We start from the raw sequence: 23,705 nt of genomic DNA, 5'->3' as shown, positions 1-23,705 counted from the left end.
AAGCGCACTTACTCGACCGAGTTAGTGCGCTTTTTTGTAACATTTAGATACAGAATTTATAGGATTTTAGAAGAACAAACATACACTTCGAGCGACGCTACTGATAGTGTTATTAAACGATATCGTAAAGCCCTTCATATAGGCCTGAAACATGATAATAATGAGGAAGTTATGTTAAGTATTTCTGGCGTCACAAAAACCTATGATAATGGCGTAAAGGCCTTGAACAATGTCAATCTGACGATTCCGAAAGGTCTATTCGGTTTACTGGGGCCTAATGGTGCAGGAAAGTCATCTCTAATGCGCACGATTGCCACGTTACAGGCAGCAGATGCTGGCACGATTACATTCGACGGAATTGACGTACTCTCACAACCAAATGAACTCAGACGCCGACTTGGTTATCTTCCTCAAGATTTCGGCGTGTACCCACGCGTGAGCGCTTATGATCTTCTTGATCACTTGGCAATTCTTAAGGGCATTGCCAATAAAGGCGAACGTATTGAGGCAGTAAACGCTTTGTTAGCACACGTTAATCTATATCAACACCGAAAGAATGCAGTGAGCGGTTTTTCTGGCGGTATGCGACAACGCTTTGGTATTGCACAAGCGCTATTGGGTAATCCTGACTTGTTAATTGTGGACGAACCTACCGCAGGTCTGGATCCTGAAGAACGAAATCGCTTTCATAACTTATTAGTCACCCTGGGTGAAGAAAAAGTCATTATTTTATCTACGCATATTGTTGATGATGTATCCGAGCTTTGTGCTGACATGGCGGTGCTGGGGGCGGGTGAAATTTTGTTGCAAGGAAACCCGATCGAAGTCACGTCAAACCTCGCAGGAAAAATCTGGCGTAAAACCGTTAGCATGGATGAAGCAAAAGAAATCGAAAGTAACATGGCATTAATATCCAAGCGTCTATTTGCTGGGCGAACGGTTGTGCATGTGCTTGCTGAAGAGGCACCCGAAGGCTTCGAATCTGCTCCGACGAATCTTGAAGATGTATATTTTTCGACCTTGCACAAACAAAGACTAACACAACCGAATGCAGTGGCTTAGGAGCAAATAATGTTTTTAAAAATGCTCGCTTTCGAATGGCGCTATTACACTAAGCAGCCCTCATTTATTGTTACTTGTATGGTGTTCTTCCTACTGCCTTTCCTTGCGATGACAATTGAACAGGTGTCGATTGGAAGCGGCGGCAACACTAATCTAAATAGCCCTCATGCGATTGCAAATATACTGCTTTTGTTTGGGGTGTTTGCTATTTTCGTTGTGGTGAATTTTGTGGCAAATACGGCGACTCGTAACGACAGTTCATTTATGTCTGAGATAGTCTGTACCAAGCCTATACCGCCAACTTCCTATCAGTTAGGACGATTTTTCGGGGCTTTTTTGGTCTGCGTGACGGTTTTTAGTATGGTTCCTCTTGCACTAATTATTGGTGCGTTAATGCCATGGTTAGATCAAGAGCGTCTTGGCGACTTTAAGCTCATTTACTACCTATCACCCTTTTTGATATTTTCGATCTCAACGATCTTCGTGTTGTCGACGATATTTTATGCCGTTGCCTTGCGGTTTAGAAGCATCATGGCGGTTTACTTGGCCGCGCTAGCCTTGTTTATCATCTACTTGGTAGCGCCAGCCGTTTTTGATGAACCCAGCCAACAACAAACCTTGGCCTTGATTGACCCTTTTGGCTTACGGACCTACGCGGAAGTATCAGCATACTGGAGCCCTTTTGAGCGTAACAGCCAGAGCATTCCCTTAAATGCAGATGTAATAGCCAATAGAGCGATATGGCTGAGTGTTGGCGCACTATGTTTGTTGCTTTTCGGCCGCTTGTTTTCGCCCCTTAAAATAAAATCGAACAGGCATAAAAAGACAGAGAATAGTAGTACTACTGAAGTGCCCGCTTTGCAAATGAGTTCGGTAAAGTACCAAGAGGGTTCTGGCTTACAGCAATTTTTTACAAGAACTCGCTTTGAAATTAAGCAGATTGTTTTCAGTCCTGCATTCCCCATATTGATGATATTTTGTGCCTTCAACCTCATTGCGCAGTTTTTCGAACCTCAAGGCTTATACGGCGCTGCCAATTACCCCTTAACCCAAACTATGGTGCAATTAATTGAGGGGGCTTTTGGTTTAGTCAACATCGTTGTTATCACCTACTACAGCGCTGAGGTGATTTGGCGTGAGCGAAGCGTTGGTATGGGCGACATTACCGATAGTATGCCTGTCGCAAATATTAGTTATTGGTTATCGAAGTTCTTGGCGGTATGTCTGGTTATTTTTAGCATTTTTCTAGTGGGAATGTTGTCGACCATCATCAATCAGGTAAGTGCTGGCTATACCAATCTTGAAATTGGTCAATATTTGATATCACTGTTTTACTTTGGTGGCGTGAGTCTGGTGCTACTAGTTGTATTGTCATTTTTTATTCAGACCATGAGCCCAAATAAATATATCGGTATGTTGATTTTTGTTGGCTATTTTTTCGTATCCTTAATTTTTTCTGCAATAGGCCTAGAGCACAATATGTTTCAATATAGCTCAATGCCCTTGCTGCAATACTCCGATATGAATGCTTATGGCTGGTTTCTAGTCACTCAAAACTGGTATTCCTTATATTGGGGCTCCTTAGCCGTAATATTCAGTATTGTGTCTTTTGGTTTATGGCATCGTGGGCCTCACTCAGGACTGCGCTCACGATTTGCGTTATTACGCTATCAGATAGGTCGCAGGGGGGCGGTGATTGTTGGCATTTGTGCGATAGTATTTGTGAGTTCAGGCTCGGTTATTCACTACAACACAAAGGTGGTTAATGACTTCATAACAAACGACGACAGTAAAGCGCTGAGCGAGTTTTATGAAAAAGAGTTTGTCGAATATGAAGATGATCCTGTGCCTACTATCATATCTGTAGATGCTGATATTGCTATTTTCCCAAGTGCGCGCCGAATAGAAACGATAAGCAATATTGTTGTTGAAAATCGAAGCGGCACTATCATTGAGCGTTTTTTAGTGAACCACCCTCGCGACCACGATATTTCGGAGGTAAACATTCAAGGTGGCTCGATAGGGGAGCGCGATCCTGATTTTAATAGTGCTTGGTTTACCTTCGATGAGCCAATGCTTCCCGGTGACAAGCGAACCGGAAGTTTCAAAGTGGTGCGTGCGAACAAAGGTTTCAAAGATCGAGGAGAAGACAGCACTCTGATTCAAAATGGTACTTTTATCAATAATTTTGCCTTGTATCCGTCTTTTGGTGTCAACAAAGCTTATTATTTGGCTGATCAACACGAGCGCAGGAAGCGTGACCTTCCACCCCCGCAAAGAGCTTATGCTTTAGAAGATGAAAGCCGTTATAACGAAACTTTCTTCGGGCCTAATGCAGCACTCATCGACTTCAAAGCAACTTTGTCAACGTCACTTGATCAGATTGCTATTGCCCCAGGTTACTTAAGCAAGCAATGGGAACAAGATGGTAGGCGTTACTTTCAGTATGAAATGGACAAGCCCATCATTAACTTTTTCAATATAATGTCGGGGCGTCTTGAGCTGAAAAAAGACATGCACAAAGGCGTAGAATTAGCGGTGTATTACCACAAGGACCATTATTGGAACGTTGACAGAATGATAGAGTCAATGAAAGATTCCCTTGACTATTTTTCACAGGCCTTTGGGCCATATCAACATCGTCAATTACGTATAATTGAATTTCCAGGTTACCAGTCCTTCGCTCAAAGCTTTGCTAATACGGTACCGTACTCAGAAAATATCGGCTTTATTACCGATTTACGAGACAAGAAGGAAATTGACCCCGTGTACTATATTACGGCTCACGAGGTTGCCCACCAATGGTTCGGTCATCAACTCAGCGCAGCAAATGTGCAGGGAAGTCAGGTATTGTCTGAGTCACTCTCCCAGTATGCGGCCTTAATGGTGATGGAGCGGAAATACGGCGAAGATAAAATTCGTAAATTTCTTACCTACGAACTCGACAGTTATCTGCGCGGCAGAGCGAATGAGTACTTAGAAGAAATGCCAATGCTACGCTCTGAAAATCAGCAGTATATTCATTATCGCAAAGGCTCAGTAGTGATGATGGCAATACGTGATCGTATGGGTGAAGATGCCTTAAATGAGGCACTAGCGGGTTTGATTGAAAAGTATAAGTTTAGCGAAGGACGCCAGCCAACAACTCTCGACCTTATCGCTGCACTTAAGCAAAATACGAGCGACGAAAATCATGAGTTCATCGATGCACAGTTCAATCAAATTAGTTTGTACGATCTTGCACTTGAAGATAATACGGTGACGAAAATGAGCGATGGTGGCTTTCAGATCGAGCTGACCATTTCGGCCAAGCAGCTTCAAGCAAGCGGCAAGGGCGAAGAGTTAGAACAAGACTTTGATGATGTGGTCGACATTATGCTGTTTTCGCACAACCCCAATGATTTTGATGTGGAAAACCAAATTCTGTACCGGAAGAAACATCGTTTAGTAAGCGGTGAAAATAAGCTAGTGATCGACGTGGAGACCAAGCCCGCTTATGCAGGGGTTGATCCATTTGTTCGCTTCATTGACCGAGACAGCAGAGATAATGTGCTTGCGTTGAAGTGATAGTGGAGTAAGTGGGGTTTGTTTCCCCACTTTTTCTCAGTGTATCATTGTTACTCAAGCACAATAGTGTTTTAAGCTCACTCGCAGTGGCTTAATGATTGAACTGCCCTTATTCGCTTTTGTACTTATCAAACCAAGCCACGATATTTCCTACTTTTTGAATTAAGTGACTTGGTCGAGAGGCTATTCCGTGTGAGGCGCCTGGGATTCTTACCATGGCTGAGGGGATCTTCTGCAAACGCAATGCTTGGTAGTACTGCTCAGTCTCACTCATTGGGGTTCTATAATCAGCTTCGCCCGTTAATAGCATGGTTGGCGTTTTTACATTGCCAACTAGTGATAAAGGTGAGCGAGCCCATAACTTTTCACTGATATTCCACGGCATATCTTCCATCCAATATTGTGTGAAAAATGGGTAAGCGTCAGCGGTTAAGGCAAAGCTCAGCCAATTAATCACTGGTTTAGCAACCACTGCCGCGGCAAAGCGGTCAGTTTTACCTATGCTCCATGCGGTCAGCACACCGCCACCTGAACCGCCTGTTATAAACAGGTTTCGAGTATCGACATTGCCTTTGGCAATGGCTGCATCAACGACATCCATTAGATCGTTATAGTCTTGAGATGGATAATTGTGGTGTATTAAATTACCAAAATCTTCACCATACGACGAACTCCCTCTCGGGTTAGACCATACCGTAATATAGCCTTTCGCTGCCATCAGTTGTAATTCCATACTAAAAGTTGAAGCGTAAGCCGCGTGAGGGCCGCCGTGGATCTCTAAAATAATAGGATAGTTTTTGCTCTTATCAAAGTGAGGTGGGTAAGCAATCCATGCATCAATTTCAAGTTGATCAATTGATGATAAAACGGGAAGTTTCTCAACGCTCGCCAACGCTGTACCAGTAAAAACATCTTCGTTAAGCTGGGTGAGAAGTTCTGGTTTTCCGCGCTTTTTCATTAAAGCCAAGTCGGCAGGACGTTGCGGGTTGTTGATGGTATACACAACTTCACCGTCGTTTGACACTGCAAATTCGCCAGAAGTATATGGGCGACCTAAGGCTTGGCTTCCAAGTTCCGCAGCTAAGGTTTTTAGTTTCCCTGCTGTTGATACATAGGCTAACTTGGTTTTGCCCTTATCGATGTAGCTAAAATATAGGCCTTTACTATTTTTTGCCCACTTCATAGCCCCGATTTGACGGTCGAGTTGCGGAGTTAGCGAGCGTGCATTGGCTTTGCTTTCGGAACTTCCATCGTTTGAATTCGAAGCCTGTAACATGATCTGATTTACTTGGTAGCTTAGCTTTCTATCATTCACCCATTGGTAAGCCAGATACTTACCATCCGGGCTAAGCATAGGGGATGATTCAGGCCCCGAGCTATGAGTTGTCTTTGTTAACTGACTAGAGGCAATATCGACCTTGTAAATATCGCTTTCAAGAGGTAACAACTCCCAATCTTTGTTGCGATTTGCACTGAAGAATATCGACTTTCCATTCTTTGAAAAACTTAAGGGGCCATTATGATTGTAAGCACCAAAAGTTAATTGGCGTGGTGTGCCACCCTCGGATGACAGTATATAAACCTGTGAATTCCCGGCTTGGTTGAAGCCTGCGCCGTCACTTCTGTATTGCGTGCTATCAATATATTTGGCGCTCCCCGCCCAGCTTGCTCCCTTGGGCTGCTGAGGCATTTCTGTGAAGAGTGATTCTGCTTTAGAGGGGGTGAACATGGTAAATGCTATTGTTTTACCGTCGGGAGACCACGTAATGTTTGATGGACTGTGTTGCAAGTTAGACAGCTTCGCGCTGCGGTTTTGTGCTAACCAATGTACATAAATTTGTTGACTGCCACTCTTGGCTGATAAATAAGCTAAGCGGTCGCCCGTCGGAGAGAACTTTGGTGAAGTGTAACTGTGTTCGTCGGCAAGCAAAGGTGTGTGCTGTTTTGAACTTAAGTCTACGGCCCATAACTGAACTCTCATGCGGTCTTGCATGATATCCATGGAACGACGTTCGTACACTAACATTTCTCTTTTTGGATGAAATACAGGTGACGCTGCATATTCAAGCTCAAACACATCTTGGTAATCGAGTTTCTCAGTATCATGTTGTGTATCAGCAAAGCTAAACTGAGAAAAACTCATCAAGCATGCTATTAAGCTCGTATTGAATATTGACAGGGGCCTTATTATTTTCATGTAGATTCCTTTGCAATGGGCTCATAGTAATTTGTTGTGGGTTTACTTCAATATTTCTTACTCTAGCTTACGACAATTGCGACTATAAAGAAAAAATATCCCTAAACTTTTCATATCACTAAATCAGTAAAACAGTGAAATAAAGCTTACATATTGAAATGGGATGTAGCCACTAATCACCATTTAGCACTTAGTATTAAGGCTTGATGCCTAGGAAAAGCGATAAGTAAAGCGATAAGCAAAGAGGTTGGTAAATGAATTCAATAAAAATACAAGACGGAAATACTCTTCCGCGTGGTGCATCGTCTTTACATGTGCATGACACGAGTGCCCAAGCTATGACCGAAGTTGCTTTGGCCTTGTCGATGGCGTTTTTCTCCTTGCTGATGCTTGCTCTCATATCTATTGGTCTCCCTCCTTCTCTGGCGTCTTCATCGTCATCAAGCGAACTACCGAAAACGATGATGGATGAACAAAATATAGAAAGCCACATTCAAAAAGTCAGAGATGCAGAGGATGCTCCTGCTAATGATAGCGAAGCACTGAAGGCAAACGAGGAAACAAGCAAACGCTATTTTGTCTTTATTTTTAACAAGCAGTTTTATAACCAATCACTATTACCCTTTGAGTTTGAAGAACTTAACATGGCGAAAACAAAACGAGGCAGCGATTCAGAAAGTGTCGAGCTTGTTTTAGTGCTTGCACCACACACATCTATTTCCGAACTGACTGAAATACAACAACACTTTTCACAATATAAGTTTGAATTAGCGTTAATGAATGACGAATGGTTTGAGGTATTGAATGCAAAATTTGGTTAATAAAGGCGTATTTGCCTTGGTAGCGGGTTTTGTTATTGTCACTTTTAGCGCTTCCTTAACACTTCACACAAGCGACTCGGCGATGCCAGAGCCGCAATTATATGAGCAACGCGCACAAGCACAAAGCGCAATGATTAAGGCTAAGCAAATCGCATTATCCAACCGCGCTTACAGTGCCATGGGAGCAATAATCACAGCAAAATCTGAAAGTAACAAAGCGCTGCTCATTGAGCGTTTGCAAACGCTGAGAATGCAGAATATACGCAGACACTTTGCATCAAATTCACTGAGCTCTGAAGAAAGCTCGCCAATGCTTATTGATAATCCATCAACAAGCGGGCTGGAGCCTAAGAGTTCGCTGGAAAATACCAGTACCCAACCCGAATCACAAAAAAACAACGCGCCAATCTATTATGGATGGTGACTAACAGTCATATTTGCGGCGAGCTACTGTGATGACACACTTTTTCCATCGCTTGACTTTCTCCACAGATAATAAAGCACCGGCAATACTATCAGGCTTAGGAATAAAGCACTTATCATTCCTCCTACCATGGGCGCCGCTATGCGACTCATTAGTTCTGAGCCAGCACCGTCACCGAACAAGACAGGAAGCAGGCCAAATATAATGGAGGTTGAAGTCATCATAATGGGGCGTATTCGTTTCTCACATGCTTGTATGATCGCTTCTTGCAAAATGTCGGTGTTAAATGCAGTAGATTCTGCGCCATTTTGCGTTTTTTTGTTGTGCAGTTTGGCATAGGCTGAATCAAGATAGCTTAACAAAATTATCCCAATTTCAACGGCAACACCTGCCAAGGCAATGAAACCCACACCAACAGCTACCGATAAGCTAAAATCTAACAGGTAGCTTAGCCACAATCCGCCAATAAGGGCCAAGGGTAAAGTGACTAATATGAGAGTAACTTGCGCGAAACTTTTGAAACTTAAGTAAAGTAGCAGCACGATGATCCCAAGGGTGAGTGGGATCACATAGCTCAATTTATCTTTTGCCCTTTGCATGTATTCAAATTGGCCACTGAAGCTGATTGAATAGCCTGGCGGTAACGCGACTTGCTCAACAATCTTTGTTGATGCTGCGTCAACGTAGCCTTGCACATCGATATTTTCAATGTCGATATATACCCAGCCAGAAGGGCGAGCATTTTCGCTTTTGATGCCAGCAGGACCATTCACTATGTTGATTGTTGCTAGATCCGACAGTTGTACATGGGCTCCTGTTGCTGTGATATAAGGAAGCTGCGCTAAGCGTTCAGGTGAGTCTCGATAGGATTGCGCAAAGCGTAATTGCACTGGATAACGTTCGAGGCCCTCTACGGTAGTGGTAATATTGCGTCCACCAACTGCGCTAGCAATGAATTTTTGTAATTCGGCTATACTTATGTTGAAGCGTGCTGCTGCCACTCGATCGATGTCGATATGAATATAGCGCCCGCCCACTGAGCGTTCAGCATACACAGAGGCAGAGCCTTCCATGTTCGATAAAGTACTCTCTATTTCTTCACCAATATGTTGAATCGTTGCAAGATCTGGCCCGCTGATTTTGATACCAATTGGCGTTTTGATGCCAGTGGCAAGCATATCGATTCGTGTTTTAATCGGCATAACCCAAGCATTCGTTATTCCCGGGAAGTCGACTAGGGCATCTAATTCCTGAATGAGGTCGTCGGTGCTTAAGCCGTCACGCCATTCTGACTTGGGTTTCAGCTTTATATTGCTCTCGATCATTGTGAGTGGCGCAGGATCGGTGGCGGTGTCGGCTCTACCTACTTTGCCAAATACATGTTCAACCTCAGGAAGTGTTTTTATCAGCTTGTTTGTTTGTTGCAATATTTGTCGTGCTTTACCCACTGATATCGAAGGATAGGTACTTGGCATATACATCAAATCCCCTTCATCAAAAGGCGGAATGAATTCAGTTGTCATTTTGTTTAAGGGGTACAAGCCTAGCCCCATAATGACAAGTGCCATCAGCAAGGTGAGTTTGGGGTGGTGCAAAACGCCTCTCAATATGGGGCGATAAACGCTTATGAGAGCTTTATTAAGTGGATTTGTACTTTCTGGGCGAATGTTACCTCGTACAAAATAGCCCATCAGCACTGGCACTAGGGTAACTGCTAGTATAGCAGCCGCTGCCATTGCATAGGTTTTGGTATACGCAAGAGGAGTAAACATTCGCCCCTCCTGTGCTTCTAGGGTAAATACAGGTATAAAACTAACGGTAATGATTAGCAGACTAAAGAACAGGGCAGGGCCAACTTCGCTGGCCGATTTGGCAACAATCTTCCATCGGTTTTGCTGTGTCAAAGGCTCCTTTTCAATGTGCTTATGCATATTTTCCACAAGTACTATTGCACCGTCTATCATCGCACCAATGGCAATAGCAATGCCACCTAAGGACATAATATTCGCATTAATTCCCTGCATGTGCATTATGCTGAAAGCTACCAAAATACCAATGGGTAAGCTGATGATGGCAACGAAAGAGGAAGGTAAATGGAACAAAAAAACAATGCAAATAATGCTAACGACCGCGAATTCAGCAAGTAGTTTCATCGTTAGGTTGTCGATCGATCGCTCGATTAATGCTGAGCGGTCATAGACAGTGGTTATTTTAACGCCGTCTGGCAGACTATTTTGCAAGGCCTTGAGTTTGTTCTTCACAGCGTTAATTGTTTGTTGTGCATTTTCACCGTGGCGCATGACTACTATGCCGCCAACACTCTCGCCACGGCCGTCAAGCTCAGCAACTCCGCGGCGCATTTGCGGGCCAATCTCTACTCTTGCGATATCTTTTAGCAGCAAAGGCGTTGTTGTAGATGTACTCGTGCCGTAATTATCATCGCGCTTTTTAAGCGTCTTTGGGCCTGACAGCAGCACTGGAATGTTTTCAATGTCGCTTCGTTTGCTAAGATAGCCAGAGGTTGTCACCATGTATTCGGCTTCAGCAATTTCAATCACAGAAGCGCCGGATGCCTGATTTGCTTGCTCTATTGCTTTGTGCACTGTGGCTAGTGGTAACTGATAGCTTTGCAATTTCATGGGGTCGACTATCACTTGATATTGCTTCACCATGCCGCCTACCGTGGCGACCTCAGCGACTCCTGACTGGGTTTGCAATTCATATTTTAAAAACCAATTCTGAATGCTAGTGAGGTCTGCAAGGCTATGCTTGCCAGATTCGTCACTCAAGGCGTACATATATACCCAACCAACACCGCTGGCGTCGGGCCCTAATTGAGTTTTTGCGCTCGGTGGCAAGCTACTGCTGACTTGCGAAAGATATTCTAAAACCCGGCTACGTGCCCAGTAAATATCGGTGTTGTCATCAAAAATAATATACACGTAAGAGTCACCAAAAAATGAAAAGCCTCTTACAGTATGCGCTCCCGGCACCGACAACATTGCACTGCTGATAGGGTAGGTTATGTGCTCTTCAACTACTTGAGGCGCTTGGCCTGGGTAGGATGTTTTTACAATCACTTGAACATCTGAGAGATCGGGTATTGCATCTACTGGCGTTTTTTGTACGGAATATAAACCAAAGCCCGATATCAATAGCGTAACCAAGAGTACCAGCAAGCGATTCTTAATCGACCAATGAATGAGGTTAGCAATCATAATTGGTTCTCTTCATTGGCAGTTGTTGGGCTGTCTACTGTAGCCTCTGTTGAATCCTGCATAAAATGAACGGTAGAAACTTTATACATACCAGAATTGCTTTTCACGATTTCTACGTGTAAATCTTGCCCCGCTCTGAAGTCGTTAATATTAAGGCTGTCTGAAATTAGGAAATTCATTGTCATCCCCATCATATTGAATTCAGCAAGCGGACCATGACTGAGCTTAAGCATTGCCTCATCAATGAACACTTCTTCAACTGTCGCATGGGTCCAAGCACTCACTTCACCGCTCGTGTCAGGTAGTGGCGTATCATTGCCGTCAATCCGAGAAAAGTCAGAGCTAATACTACTCTCAGAATCTAGTAAAAATTGAGCGGAGCTTACTATTTTGTCGCCCTCGCGCAAGCCTTCAACTACCTCAATATAGCTACCATAGAGTCGGCCCGTCGTGATTGCTATCGATTTGTACTGACCATCGCCCAGCGCCAGAACAGCCCGAGTTTGCTTGCCGGTGTCGATTACTGCATCTCGCAACACCACCAAGACTTCGCTTGCTTCGTGGTGAGTGTTTTGCATTTTTGTATCCAGTTGAGCGCTAACGAACATGCCGGGTTTAAGGCGTTTATCGGTATTACTCACGTTTACACGTGCTTGTAAGGTTTTTTTTGTCGGCTCAAGAGTCGGGTAAATGTAAGCGACCTGAGTTGTTATCTGTTGCGCCAGGAAAAACTCAGAATTCAGATATACAGTCTGGCCGACAGCAAGCTTGGCCGCGTCACTGGCAAACACATCCAATATGGCCCAGAGTTGGTCAATGGCCGCAATAGACAACATGGTTTTCGATGGACTAACGTAAAAACCTTCTTGAATATTAAGTTCTTTAATCACGCCAGATTGAGGGGCATAAAATGTCACTTCTCGCTGAATAAGCTGAGTTTGTCGAATTTCTTCAATTGCTTTTAAAGGCAAGTTAAGCGCCTGCAAACGCGCCTGTGCGGCGTTAATAATATTGCTGTTTGCTTGTTTGAGTGCCAGTAAATATTCTTCTTGTGCGTTAACCAGTTCTGGGGAGTACAAGGTATAAAGCGCGTCTCCTTGAGTGACTTCTTCGCCGACACTGCGCACATAGAGCTTTTCTATCCAACCAGTGACCCGAGGATGAATGTGGGCAATGTTATCTTGAGCGAATGCAAGCTGACCACTCAGATGCAAACTGACTTCATTTGGAATGAACTTAACAACATCGGTCTTCACTCCTAAATTATTTTCTATTCTGGCACTAATCTGTACTAGGCCTGCGTCAGCACTAGCAGCTCCATTATCGTTGGCGTAAACTGGCACTAAGTCCATGCCCATAGGCGACTTTCCTGGTTTATCTCGCCTAAAGTTTGCATCCATGGGCGCTACCCAGTACAAAATTTCAGCTTCGCTAGCCATGTTCTTCCCTTCATCACCCATTTTATGAGCGCTGGCACTTCCATTTCCATTTGCACTAACATAAAGACGAGAAACAACAAGGGCAATTAACATAGCTGCCAAAACCCCAACAAAAAGTACGATTAACCATTTTCTAGCGTCGCGTTTATTCGATAATTTAGTCATTGTTTTTCTCCATTGGTGTTATCGAAGTGCTAATGTGGTAGTGAACTTCTGCCAGCGTTTTGTATTGTTCGCTTCGGATTTGCAATAAAGTGATATTAGCTTTCACTTCACGGAGTTTTGTTTTCACTAGCTTGGATAAACTACCTCGATCACTGGCATAGGCGCTTTGGTTAGACCTCACTTGTTGTTGTAGTTTTGGTATTATATTTTGTTCATAAATTTGGCGGCGCTGTTGCAAGCCGTCTAGTCTACTTAAAGCAACAGTTAAGCCCGATAACAATTCTTTGAGTAACAATAATCCATCGGTGCGCATAGCTTCTGTTGATTGAATACTACTAGCCACTTCTGCATCAACTTTGGTATTGGAGAATAGAGGCAGGTTAACGTTAACGCCGACCGAGAAGAAGTCTGCTCGACTATTGCCCTGAGGTGAATCGCTACGCAAGCCGTAACTCGCATTAAGCCCCCATTTCGGCTTGTAGGCTTGCTTGGCTAGGTCGGTCGACAAGTTTCCCGCTGCAATGCGTTGCTTGTTAATTAAGAACAAGGGGTGATTTTTCAGCATCAACAGCAACTCGTGTTTATCTTTGCTGAGTAGCTTAATAACACTAGCCAATTGCGACTCTTGCTCGGCGATATCCTCAAAATTAAAGTGCCAATCATTGCTGAAATCTTTGCTAAGGTCGGTTGGCGATTCAATGGGATATAGGTACTGACCTAGCTGGGCTGTCGCGTTTTCTTTTTCGGTTTTGAATCGAATTAGGCGCTCACTAAGTTCTGCAATATCGATTTCAGCCTGAATGACATCTTGCTGGGTCACATCGCTAAAGCTCGACGAATATTCTGCTTCGCTGAGATCCTGCAGTTTCTTCACCAGTGGTAATGCTTCTTGCGTGAGCTCTACGCTTTTTTGTGCTTGATAAGCGTTTAACCACAGTACGGTCGTTCTTAATACTAGCTGCTTTTTTCTATACTCCCTCAATAGGGGCTCTTCTTTGGCCATGGTTCGTAAGCGTTGATTTTCAATCTCTCTGCTATTCCCTTGTGGTATATCTTGTTGAATCCCCACTTTTAGCTGAGTCATTGCTTCTTGATCGAAAGCAAAGCCATCGGTAGGTAGGTTCAACACCGACAAATTTACTACCGGATCGGGAAGGGCAAGAGCTGCGCTACTTTTCGAGCGCAGCGCTTTTTCTTGATACTGGCTTTTCTGCAACCATTGATCTTGTTGCAATACCGCTGCTTTTGCGTCACTCAGCGAGAGTTGAACGGTATGTTGATCAGGATAACTTTGCTTTATCGCCGTCTTTTCTGGCAGCTTAGCAAAAGCTAGCGGAACATTAAGCAAGCAGGTTAAGGCAATAGACAGGTATAACTTAGGTCTAAAAACGGTGAAAAAAGCTCGATTCATAGAGCTAGGCAAATTCTTTTTCATGGTCAATCTCAAACAAACAAAATAGACGATACGCTAATGCTTACCGAGTCCTGTGCGCATTAATAATTCATATACTCACGAGTCTGGTAAAACTTAGCGAATGCTTTACGCTTCTAATGTTGGTTTAAGAAATAGGAGGGCGGTGGTTTTTGTTGCTAAAAGCAGCGCTTGGCTGTAATCCCAAAAAGCGAATTACCTTACTTCTAATGATATTGGTGGTGAGCGAGGGAGACTTCGCAAAGAGCATGAAGTTTGCTGAGGCAAAATGAGCGCAACCACATTCGTTGCAGTCATTTTTGCACTTACTCGGTTCTTTGCCCAGTTCATTGCTCAGTTCTGCATTCATTTCACAACAATGCGACTCATTTGTGTTGCTGTTGTCGTCAGTTTCTAGAACGTCGTTTTCATTGTCACCTTCGGCGTCGCGCATGTCACTGCTCTGCATCATCATGGTCATGTCGGCGTCGTTCATGTTGCAAGCCGGCTGCGCAGTGAGTGTGTTAGCTGCAACAGCGAAGCCTTGGCCAACTTGAGCCAATAGGAGGACTATCGCTACGAAATACACAAACATGTTCTTTTTCATGCTAGAAGTATAGGCTAAGTCTGCTGTAAAGAAAAGGGTGGGGAAATTCTGCATATTTGCATGTTTTTTGCTTTTTGAAGATGTAAAACTACTCTAGCGCCATTTGTTCGACACAAAGGCCAGGGAGCGAAAAATTTATAATGTGTATTAGTGAGGCTGGTAAATTTGCCTTTATAAGAAAAAGTAGCCAAAGTAACAGCGTTGTTGATTTTGTGCTAATACAAGGAGACTTGGTTGAACACTATAGGTAAATATCGAGTACTTGGACTTATCGACCGAGGAGGAAGTGCGTCGGTTTACCTGGCTCAAGACCCTTTGTTAGATGTACAAGTTGCAGTTAAAGTATTTACTGGCTCAACCACTAACTTTTTAAGCGAAGCGAAGCTTTTGCATGGTTTGGCATCATCTCCCAATATCATAAATTTCATGAGTTATGGCTTTGTTGATGATGATCAAGCACAGCCCTATCTCGTCATGCCTTATTACAAGCGAAGCCTAGCTACACTATTAGGAGAGGACAACAAACTCAGTGTAACAAAGTCATTGTCGATTGCTTTGCAGTTGCTGAAAGGTCTAGCTTGTATTCATCGAGCGGGTATTCTCCATTTGGACCTAAAACCAGCCAATATTCTTCTCGACGATAACGACGAAGTGCAAATTATTGATTTTGGGATATCGGTAAATTCCGACACTAAAACTCAGAACGACTCGCGAACATCCAATTCATATTTATCGTACACTCATTATAATCTAGCTGGCACGCCCGCCTATGCAAGTCCAGAGCAAATGTTGGGTAAGACTAACTTGTCCGTTCATTCGGATTTTTACTCACTCGGTCAGATTTTGTTTCGTTGTTTATTTGGTCGACTGCCTTGCAGACCCAAAGCCCACGACTCGGAGCAATCAACGTCAACTGCACATGAGAAAATCTACTATTTGCTTCGCAGTTTGCTAGCGGCTGCACCCGAACATAGGCCCCATAACGCACTTCAAATCCAAGGACTAATCGAGCAAGTGCTAAGCGATTTATCTTCTAGCAGGGAATATCAAAGTCAAAACCAAAAAATTGATGCATCAGAAATCGACGATGCGTTTAGCGATAACACAAACGATGAACAAGCCATAAAAAATCGCGCCTCTTACCATGCGACTACTCAACAATGGTCAGCGGCTTCTTCACCTGAGACAGAATCCTTATCAGCCATAAAAAATGATATTATTGCCCTTTTAGTCAGTGAGGCTGAAGTTGATGAGAAAAACTTCCAACGTCTCTCTTTACAGGCCAAAGCTGTGCTTCATGAAAACTATGACGAAGCCGGATTTATTCAATTTATAGAAAGGGTAACGCGACAACTCAAAAAAGAGAGGCCTGATTTTGCTCGCTTTTCGCTCTGGATAGAGCAGGTAGATCAGGCAATTATTGCTGCCAATGGGCCTCTTGATGGGCAACACAAAGCGCGTCTACTTGAATTAGGCAATGCTGTGTTGTCGCAACCAAGTCACTTGGAGGAAAAAATTGCCGCTCGGGAAAACTTAGTGTTTTGTCATACTAATCAAGCTAAAACTCATCAAGCTAAAATCAAGACAACTAGCTTATTAAGTTGGCGCTATTTCTTTCGCTTTTGTGCAGTAATGGGGGGGGTGTTGCTTGCCGCACTGATTCCTAACATTGTCGAGTTTTCTAAACCACGGGTAACGCCTTCAACGGCTAATACTTCTAGTGCTAATAATCAGGAAGCGATCCATACGAACCAAATCGATACCCACCAGAGCGATAAAACAATGCGCATCGAATCGTCGTTACCTGCGCAAGTAGTGCAAGTGCGCCTGAATGTTCAGCCCGCAGACGCGGTAGTCAGCTTTCAGTCCCTCAGTGGTGATGAAGTACTTAGTGGGCAACTCACTGAAGGCGACTACATCTTAAGGTTGAGTAGAAATGGCTTTACCACGATAAAAAAGAAAGTGTCTTTACGTTTACCAAGTTTCAATATAAACGCAACACTGAGCTTATCTGATAGTCGCTACTTTATTGGCAATAGCGACCCAAGAGTTGCAGATGGCATTCCCGTTGAATTTATATTGCTGCCTAAGATCCCTGATTCACAAAAGCGAATTAGAATGATGTCGACCGAAGTCAGCAACAGCCTTTATATGGCGTGCGTTGCTGCCGGTAAATGCGCTACGAGCTCTAGGGTGTCGACTGATCAGCGGGCTGTTATCTTTAGTCGTCCAAACCACCCCGTAGTCAACGTGAGCTGGTATGATATACAAGAAAAATTCATACCCTGGCTATCGTCTATCACTGGAACTGAGTTGCGATTGCCTACCGAAAAAGAGTGGATATTCGCTACTCGGTCTGTCAATGGCAATGGCGATAATAGCAACTTAGCCTTGAGTAAAACTCGCAGTATGGGGCATTGTAAAGATTGTATTAGCACCTCCAGTTTTGCTGGTCAGTATGCCAGAACGACTGCACCAGTGAGGAGTTTTGCCGCAAATCAATGGCAACTTTATGATTTGCAGGGTAATGTACAAGAATGGATGCAAGATTGTGGCAAAGCTGCAAGTCAGACGCTCGCCCCTCGTTGTGATCAAGCAGTAGTGAAGGGGGGATCGTGGTTTGACAATGCAGCTACAATGTCACCTGAACATTATCAAGTATTAAAAAAGACAGTGAGATCTCACACCACTGGTTTTCGTTTGGTGGAAATTGTTCATCATCAAGGACCAACATGAAAATAGCCATGAAAGCCTTTGTTCTAATCCTACTGAGTGCACTTTCTGCCGATAGCTTAGGCGCTAATCAATGGCAAGCTATCCTAGTAGCCCAAGACGACAATCGCGAACTTAATCAGCACTTCGAGCAAATTGTCACCGAAGCGTTTATTGAGCGCTCGATAACATTGAGGGCACCCGAAAGCTTTGGTCTCGATTGTCTTGTGAGCTTCTGCGGTAAACCAAATATGCGCGTTTTTATTGACGAATTCTCGCTAGTGAATGAAGCGCTTGAACCCGAAAAGCAGCAAGTCAATTTATTGCTTTTTTACAGCGCCAAACTTCAACAATCAAGCACAGTGTCGGAAGCTGGCGAAAATGAAAACTGGCGATATGAAGTGAGCCTTAGAGCGATCGATACCTTGTCTGCAGTGGTGCTTTTCTCAAAATCTGAGCGACTTAATTTTGAGCTTGCGCAAGCTTCAGATGTGAATGAGGGCGCAGCCGGAGCAAATACGAAGCAGGAAAATATTGCGATTGTAAACCAATCGCTAGCGACCCAGCTCGTAGCCGAGCTTCTGAATCAAGATAAGCGCTATACATATCATTTACGACTTGAGGATTATAGTCAGCAAGAAGCAAGGATATTGGCGAGCCTGTTGCTTCCAAGCACAGCAGATATCCAATCTGAGTTAAGTAGCGAAGAAACTGAGCGGGCTTTCCTATCGCTTCTCTTACCCATACAAAGTGTCGAGTACAAAGTAGATTCTCCCTTCACGCCAGCACAATTTCGGCAACAGGCTTTAACATTAATAGAACGTTTAGATGCGCCTACGAATTTTCGTTTTGTTAAGCAAGACAATCAATTTAAGCTACAAAGAGCACATACTCCCTACGCGCTGGAGCTTGTCCTTTTATGGTTTGCATTGCTTGGAATATGTCTCCTAAGTCTCACTCTTGTTGCGCGCTCTGCACTCTCCTGGAAGTTAAATCAATTGGAAGCAGGCAACCAGTCAGGAAAATGGTTAAGCTTGGTGAACAGAATTCTCGTGCTTCCTTATCCATTTTTGTTAAGCAAGACTTGCCTGAAAAAGAAGCAGGCGATTGAAAAGCGAGTAGAGCAGTCGAGTATGTGGTTTGAGAATGCGACAGATCTCTTGCATAACTATGAGGTGGATTCAGCGAGTGTGTACGTGAAAAGGGCAATAGAACAAAATGCATCGAATATCTCAGCGTTAGCCCTTTCATCAGCTATTAATGCTCAACGAGAAAAAAATCGAGAGACTAAAAATGAGCGCAAAGAATGGAAACAGCGAGTAGAGAGTGCTGTTAAATTGGCACAGGAAGGTAGACTCTACCTGTCTCTATTTCAAGCTTATGAAGCGCTCGCCTTGTGTAAGAATCATGAGCAACATGATCGCCCTGTTATCGACTTCCAAATCGACTCAATAAAACGCCTATTAACCCGCTTACTTAAAAACAAGAGTCTTACTGGGCAAGGTCTATCAATTCAGTCCCATGAGCAAAAATTAATCATCAACTGTAATCAAAAGCTTCATCTGGGGAGACCTTCGCCAGACACTAATCTATGTATGGCGGTGCAAATTCTTTTACCACAAAAAAATGTGTCTCGAGTTGGTCGAAGTGCGGTGATTGAATGTGATGATCATGGTTACAGTCTATCAGACTTGGGCTCAACTAACGGCGTATGGTTTCAATATATCAAAGTGAGACAACAGCATACCCACCGGTTAAGCGCAATGGACCAAATTCATCTACTGCCACCCGACGAGATGGCTCCAATAGGGATTCAAGTTGAACATGTTTTTGGGAATGAATGTTTATGTTTGAGCTTATGCCAAAACACGATAATGCCGCCCCCTGAGATGAATTCTGCAGTGAACTTTTTGAGTTCCTCCATAAATACAAAATGGTACATGAGTAAAAGCGATTTTTATCTAATGCAAGACAAACACGAATTGCGATGGCTGAGCGCGAGTGAGTATTTCGCTAAATCACATCATCAGACACAAACAGAAATCGCTAATAAAGCACTACTAAGATTGCAGATTTATCCATCTATGTGGCTATTTCCTATGCCCAATAAGTCGCAAACGCACATTGCAGAAGCCAATGATATTTTGGTTGATGGTGCGCCGCTTAATGGTCCTATGCCGCTGATAGAAACGTTAACCTTACAAATAGGGAGTCAGGTGTTTACGCTAAATCTGCACGATGCCCAACCAGCAACAGCAGATAGCGAGAATCATATTATTGGTGAAACAGTTTACAGTGAGCAGATAAGTCAAGCTATGCACGGAAGCGAAATAGCAGTTGAGGGACTAGCGCATGCTCAGAAAAAACCTCAGCAACAGGGCGACCTATGACGACGATTTCAAGCGGCGTTAGTGAGCAACTTCAAGCAGACTTCGAGTTACTTCGAGAAACCGTAAACTTGCAGGGTCGACTAAAGTATTCACACAAAACAATCGATAAATTGGCGCAATATATTGTATGCAGAAATTACGGAAAGTTATGTTTGGAGCTTTGCTATTTATGCTGGCCTGTCATAGAGCTTAACCAACATAAGTCGAATGCTCTATTATCATTTTTTTGGCTACAAGATAGCTGCAATGCAAGTACATTTAGAGTGGCAATATCGGCCCTGCTTAACAATCAACAGGACGCGACCAAAAGCCAGGGGGCTCAGCCTTTCGCTAATGACGCGAAATGGCGTTTAAACGCCCAAGGATTACACTACCAATCGGGCAAAGATACTTTTACTGTTTCAGCAACACGGGTGAATTTATTGGCAGCCTTTCTCGAGTGGTTGCTAAGTCACTTTCATGGGCTAATTGACGAAATTCAGCTAAACCTAAAAGGTAGCGATAGTAAAGGTGTTTCGAAGTTCGCATCGCTCCTGCAGAAAAAAATATACGACCTTCTTAAAAAGCATTTGCGCAATGCAGGCTTACAACAAAAATATCGTTATATAGATAATTGGCTTCACAACTACCACCAAGAGTGTCGACAACATCAGGCTATTAAGCCTTTTGACGCATTAGACGACGCCGCGATACTGGCTTTTTGGCAGCAAAGCGGTCAGCAAGAAGGTTTTGTTCGCTTTCAAAGTGCTTTTTTTGATATGCTCGATTACCAAGAAACTCAGCGTATTGAGTTTGACAAGCTCAACATCAAACACGCGCATTCATTCGACACTGACGTTAACGACCCCCTTCAAAAAAACGGCTTGTATGAGCAGGTCTCGGCTTGTAGCGTGAGTGACCTTGATTATGAATTCTTATGTCAGTCACCTAAATCACTTACCAAAGCACAGTATCACAATATTTCTTCAATTTTAGCGACACGACGAGTGCTAAAAGACTTTCCAATGTCGATACTACGACTCAATAGCTTTGCTCCTTTGCAAGCGATACTGATACAGCGCAAGCGAAATAATGTGTCTGCAATAAACGACGAGGGTAATGGCGGTGTATTGGATAAAACGACGCAGGCCTCACAACATACGATATTAAAACATCCGGTTGCGCCATACTCCCAATACTATGCGTCACTAAAAAAATGGGAAGCGATTGCTGCGAATGCCTTATTGTGTTGCGCAGCTGTATTGCTTGTGAAAAAAGACGAGCGCAGCTTGGCCTGTCTACTAGAGGCAGTTGCTTTCGCGCTTAGAAGTGACAGAACATTTTTTACACAAAGCTCAAAATTGGCTATCTCGCACGACTGCTTGCAAAGCGCGTACGATAAAACTGTGGCTACACTAACTGAACAATCATGCCGAAACCCGAGCTTTACCCAAATTCAAAAGCTGATACTTGCTTGCGATGGGCTTCACACTCTGGTTGATTGCGCCTACCGAGCATTATCTAAAAATAATCGGTCAGGTTTTCAGAGTGAAGATTCATTTACTGAAACAACATTATATATAGAGTCGTGGCAGGCTATTTCCCATTGCCTTGAACTTACAAATAGCTTTCAGGGCGTATGCGAAAGCTTAGCCTCCACAGTAAGCTCTTTACCGGTAGCGCGGGACAAGGTTAATGAGCAAGGTAGCGTTGACGACGACACAGACCACAATGAGCTAAATGCAGGCTTAGATGAAATTTTTAGGGCTGATCTTTTCATATTCAATGATGAATTAGAAAAGCGACATGGAGATTTCAATGGCAACTAATAAGCCGACCAAGCAAAGCAAAGAACAAAGTGCGTTTTCCGAAAGCCTTTTTGTGGCCACTCAGCAATTGAGAGAACTGAAACAAAAGGGCAGTAGCAGTAATCAAAAACTGCTATTTAATGATTTAGTCTTTTGTGCCCAATTACCCGGCACTGAGCGCGCTAAAGAAATATTAAAGACGATAAACACAAACTTGGCTCTGCGTAGTCAATATATTCGGGTATTAGAACAACTCTGTTGGGACGACAGTGCGAAACAAGTCTCTGCAAGCACTAGCGACTTAATTACCCAAAGAGATAGTGCTCGTTTCTCGCTGAGATTAAAGCCCGACCCGATCAACCCAGATCAAGTGTATGTTTTGTTGACCCTAAAAATGCATGATAGCGATGTGTCATCGTCGATGGAGCATGGTGTATTTCTACATTTGCTGCTTGATAAGCAATTCACTGTATTTCACTTTCCAAAGCCGATTGAAGGAACAGCACAAAAGTTGATAGAAAAGCAAAGCCGTTTGTATACTGTGCTAAGTCACCCCGACACACATATGTTTTTGCAGGCGAAAGATAGAGAATGAGTCAAAAAGTACATATTTTTATTGCAACAACTAAAGGTTTAGTCGCCGTACAAAGTGTTGTTGATCTGCAGGATGCCAGTTTACAGTCGGTGCTGACAATTAATGGTTCGCCTGATTTGGTCAACGTAAGTGCTGCGTACCACGGCTTTATTGAAAAAAACACCGGTATTATAAAGCGTCATTTTGGTGGAGCTGCCTATCGCACTAATTTAGCGAGCAACATCGAACAAGGTAGCAGTTGGCAGCTTGGTATTTTTACCGCTCACTGGATTAAGAGTATTGAATCAGAAACTGCGTACAGCCTGGGAGACGGTAATGTTGAGGCTGGCGATTTTGTTTTTTGCCTTACTGGGCAAGTCAATACCTCTAGCGGCAAAGTAGAATCAATAAGCGGTCTAGCAGAGAAAATCACTAGCGCCAACCCGCATGTAAGCGCATGGGCCAGAAAAGGCGCTCTGGTGAGTTTTTTCTATCCTGAAGATAATGCTTTATCGCATTTCCCAGAATTGCTATGTAAAGCTCATAGCCTTAAGCATATTGACGATTTACATACACATTTCGCCCACTTTTTACCAACAAACTCTATGCAAGGTGAGGTGTCGACGTATTATGAAATGGAAGGTGAGGCTAGCGACAGAGCTAGCAATTTGGCTCATGAAATAAGTGCTAATGCCGCTAACGATTATAAGCGAGACACTTCTATATTTAAGTCCATCCCTGAAGGAAAACTAAAGCAAGTCTTAATCTTAATGTTAACAGTACTTTTCGCTGCTGTATCTGCGGCCATTTATCTATCGTTTTCAAAAACAGAGCATAACGATACCATGAACCTGAATCTTTCATATTTCATTACAAGCAAAAATGGCGGCAAATGCGATGCGAATTCCTTACTCATTAAGAAAGACATTAAACAGCAATTTGTGAGTAAATTGCCTGCTCAATTTATCTCGGAATTATGCAGCATTGACTTGGTGACTAATGTCGATTTGCCACAGATTTGGATGATTACCGATACCAAAACAGTAATGGAATTAAGTTCTTTTGAGTCATCAGGGCAACAAATGTGGCGTATTAACTTGCCGCGCATGCAAACAGAGAACCGGCAATTTATTCTGCTAGTCACATCTCAGAAACTTGACCTGAGTGACTTAGCTAGCCTAACTGATTATTTGTCGGGCTTGCCAGTAGAAGAGAAGGCATCAGTCGAGACCTTAGCTGAATTTTTTACAAGGACTCATATCAATCCACGCTATCTCACGCAAACACTGATGGTGGAAAAGCCTTGATTACCAACATTAGCTTAAGTATTG

14 protein-coding genes are annotated in these 23,705 nt (G+C 43.4%); 9 read left to right on the top strand and 5 right to left on the bottom strand.

What is annotated here, in order from left to right:
* Positions 1-171 precede the first annotated feature (171 nt).
* Positions 172-1,062 (top strand): ABC transporter ATP-binding protein, encoded by an 891-nt coding sequence (locus tag ISG33_RS06655; RefSeq protein ID WP_195732703.1) that lies wholly within the window; start codon positions 172-174, stop codon positions 1,060-1,062.
* Between the two features lie 9 nt (positions 1,063-1,071).
* Positions 1,072-4,629 carry an ABC transporter permease/M1 family aminopeptidase gene (locus tag ISG33_RS06650; protein ID WP_195732702.1) on the top strand — a complete coding sequence of 1,186 codons (3,558 nt, stop codon included), beginning with the start codon at positions 1,072-1,074 and terminating at the stop codon, positions 4,627-4,629.
* A 109-nt stretch (positions 4,630-4,738) separates the two neighbouring features.
* On the opposite strand, the gene ISG33_RS06645 is transcribed toward ISG33_RS06650, so the two are convergent.
* Entirely contained in the window at positions 4,739-6,826 is a 2,088-nt protein-coding gene (locus ISG33_RS06645; RefSeq protein ID WP_195732701.1) for a S9 family peptidase, read from the bottom strand.
* Between the two features lie 254 nt (positions 6,827-7,080).
* Between ISG33_RS06645 and ISG33_RS06640 the strand changes: the two genes are divergently transcribed.
* On the top strand, positions 7,081-7,647 hold the full coding sequence (locus tag ISG33_RS06640) for a hypothetical protein (RefSeq protein WP_195732700.1): 567 nt from the start codon (positions 7,081-7,083) through the stop codon (positions 7,645-7,647).
* Entirely contained in the window at positions 7,631-8,071 is a 441-nt protein-coding gene (locus ISG33_RS06635; protein ID WP_195732699.1) for a hypothetical protein, read from the top strand. Before ISG33_RS06640 ends, ISG33_RS06635 begins: the two co-directional genes overlap by 17 nt.
* A gap of 23 nt (positions 8,072-8,094) precedes the next feature.
* Here ISG33_RS06635 and ISG33_RS06630 read toward each other — a convergent pair whose 3' ends face one another.
* The 4 genes from ISG33_RS06630 to ISG33_RS06615 form a co-directional block, all read right to left on the bottom strand.
* Positions 8,095-11,289 carry an efflux RND transporter permease subunit gene (locus ISG33_RS06630; RefSeq protein WP_195732698.1) on the bottom strand — a complete coding sequence of 1,065 codons (3,195 nt, stop codon included), beginning with the start codon at positions 11,287-11,289 and terminating at the stop codon, positions 8,095-8,097.
* Positions 11,286-12,893, bottom strand: coding sequence for an efflux RND transporter periplasmic adaptor subunit (locus ISG33_RS06625; protein ID WP_195732697.1), 1,608 nt, complete (start codon positions 12,891-12,893; stop codon positions 11,286-11,288). Before ISG33_RS06625 ends, ISG33_RS06630 begins: the two co-directional genes overlap by 4 nt.
* A complete protein-coding gene (locus ISG33_RS06620; protein ID WP_195732696.1) occupies positions 12,886-14,328 on the bottom strand; it encodes a TolC family protein in 1,443 nt (480 codons plus the stop codon). The genes ISG33_RS06625 and ISG33_RS06620 overlap by 8 nt, the downstream gene beginning before the upstream one ends.
* 124 nt (positions 14,329-14,452) lie before the next feature.
* Entirely contained in the window at positions 14,453-14,965 is a 513-nt protein-coding gene (locus ISG33_RS06615) for a hypothetical protein (protein ID WP_195732695.1), read from the bottom strand.
* Between the two features lie 180 nt (positions 14,966-15,145).
* On the opposite strand from ISG33_RS06615, the gene ISG33_RS06610 reads away from it, so the two are divergent.
* From ISG33_RS06610 to ISG33_RS06590, 5 genes are read left to right on the top strand one after another with little or no spacing between them, the layout of a single operon-like run.
* Complete coding sequence (locus ISG33_RS06610) at positions 15,146-17,647, top strand: bifunctional serine/threonine-protein kinase/formylglycine-generating enzyme family protein (protein WP_195732694.1); 2,502 nt, start codon at positions 15,146-15,148, stop codon at positions 17,645-17,647.
* Positions 17,644-20,013, top strand: coding sequence for an FHA domain-containing protein (locus tag ISG33_RS06605; RefSeq protein WP_195732693.1), 2,370 nt, complete (start codon positions 17,644-17,646; stop codon positions 20,011-20,013). Before ISG33_RS06610 ends, ISG33_RS06605 begins: the two co-directional genes overlap by 4 nt.
* Positions 20,010-21,821, top strand: coding sequence for a hypothetical protein (locus ISG33_RS06600; RefSeq protein ID WP_195732692.1), 1,812 nt, complete (start codon positions 20,010-20,012; stop codon positions 21,819-21,821). Before ISG33_RS06605 ends, ISG33_RS06600 begins: the two co-directional genes overlap by 4 nt.
* The gene (locus tag ISG33_RS06595; protein ID WP_195732691.1) at positions 21,811-22,395 is read left to right on the top strand and encodes a hypothetical protein; all 585 of its coding nucleotides are present in this window, start codon (positions 21,811-21,813) and stop codon (positions 22,393-22,395) included. The genes ISG33_RS06600 and ISG33_RS06595 overlap by 11 nt, the downstream gene beginning before the upstream one ends.
* Entirely contained in the window at positions 22,392-23,681 is a 1,290-nt protein-coding gene (locus tag ISG33_RS06590) for a hypothetical protein (RefSeq protein WP_195732690.1), read from the top strand. Before ISG33_RS06595 ends, ISG33_RS06590 begins: the two co-directional genes overlap by 4 nt.
* Positions 23,682-23,705 lie beyond the last annotated feature (24 nt).

It is taken from the genome of Marinibium conchae, assembly GCF_015595035.1.
Classification (GTDB): domain Bacteria; phylum Pseudomonadota; class Gammaproteobacteria; order Enterobacterales; family Alteromonadaceae; genus Glaciecola.
The sequence above is the reverse complement of the archived record's forward strand: the minus strand, read 5'-3'. Positions and strand labels throughout refer to the sequence as shown.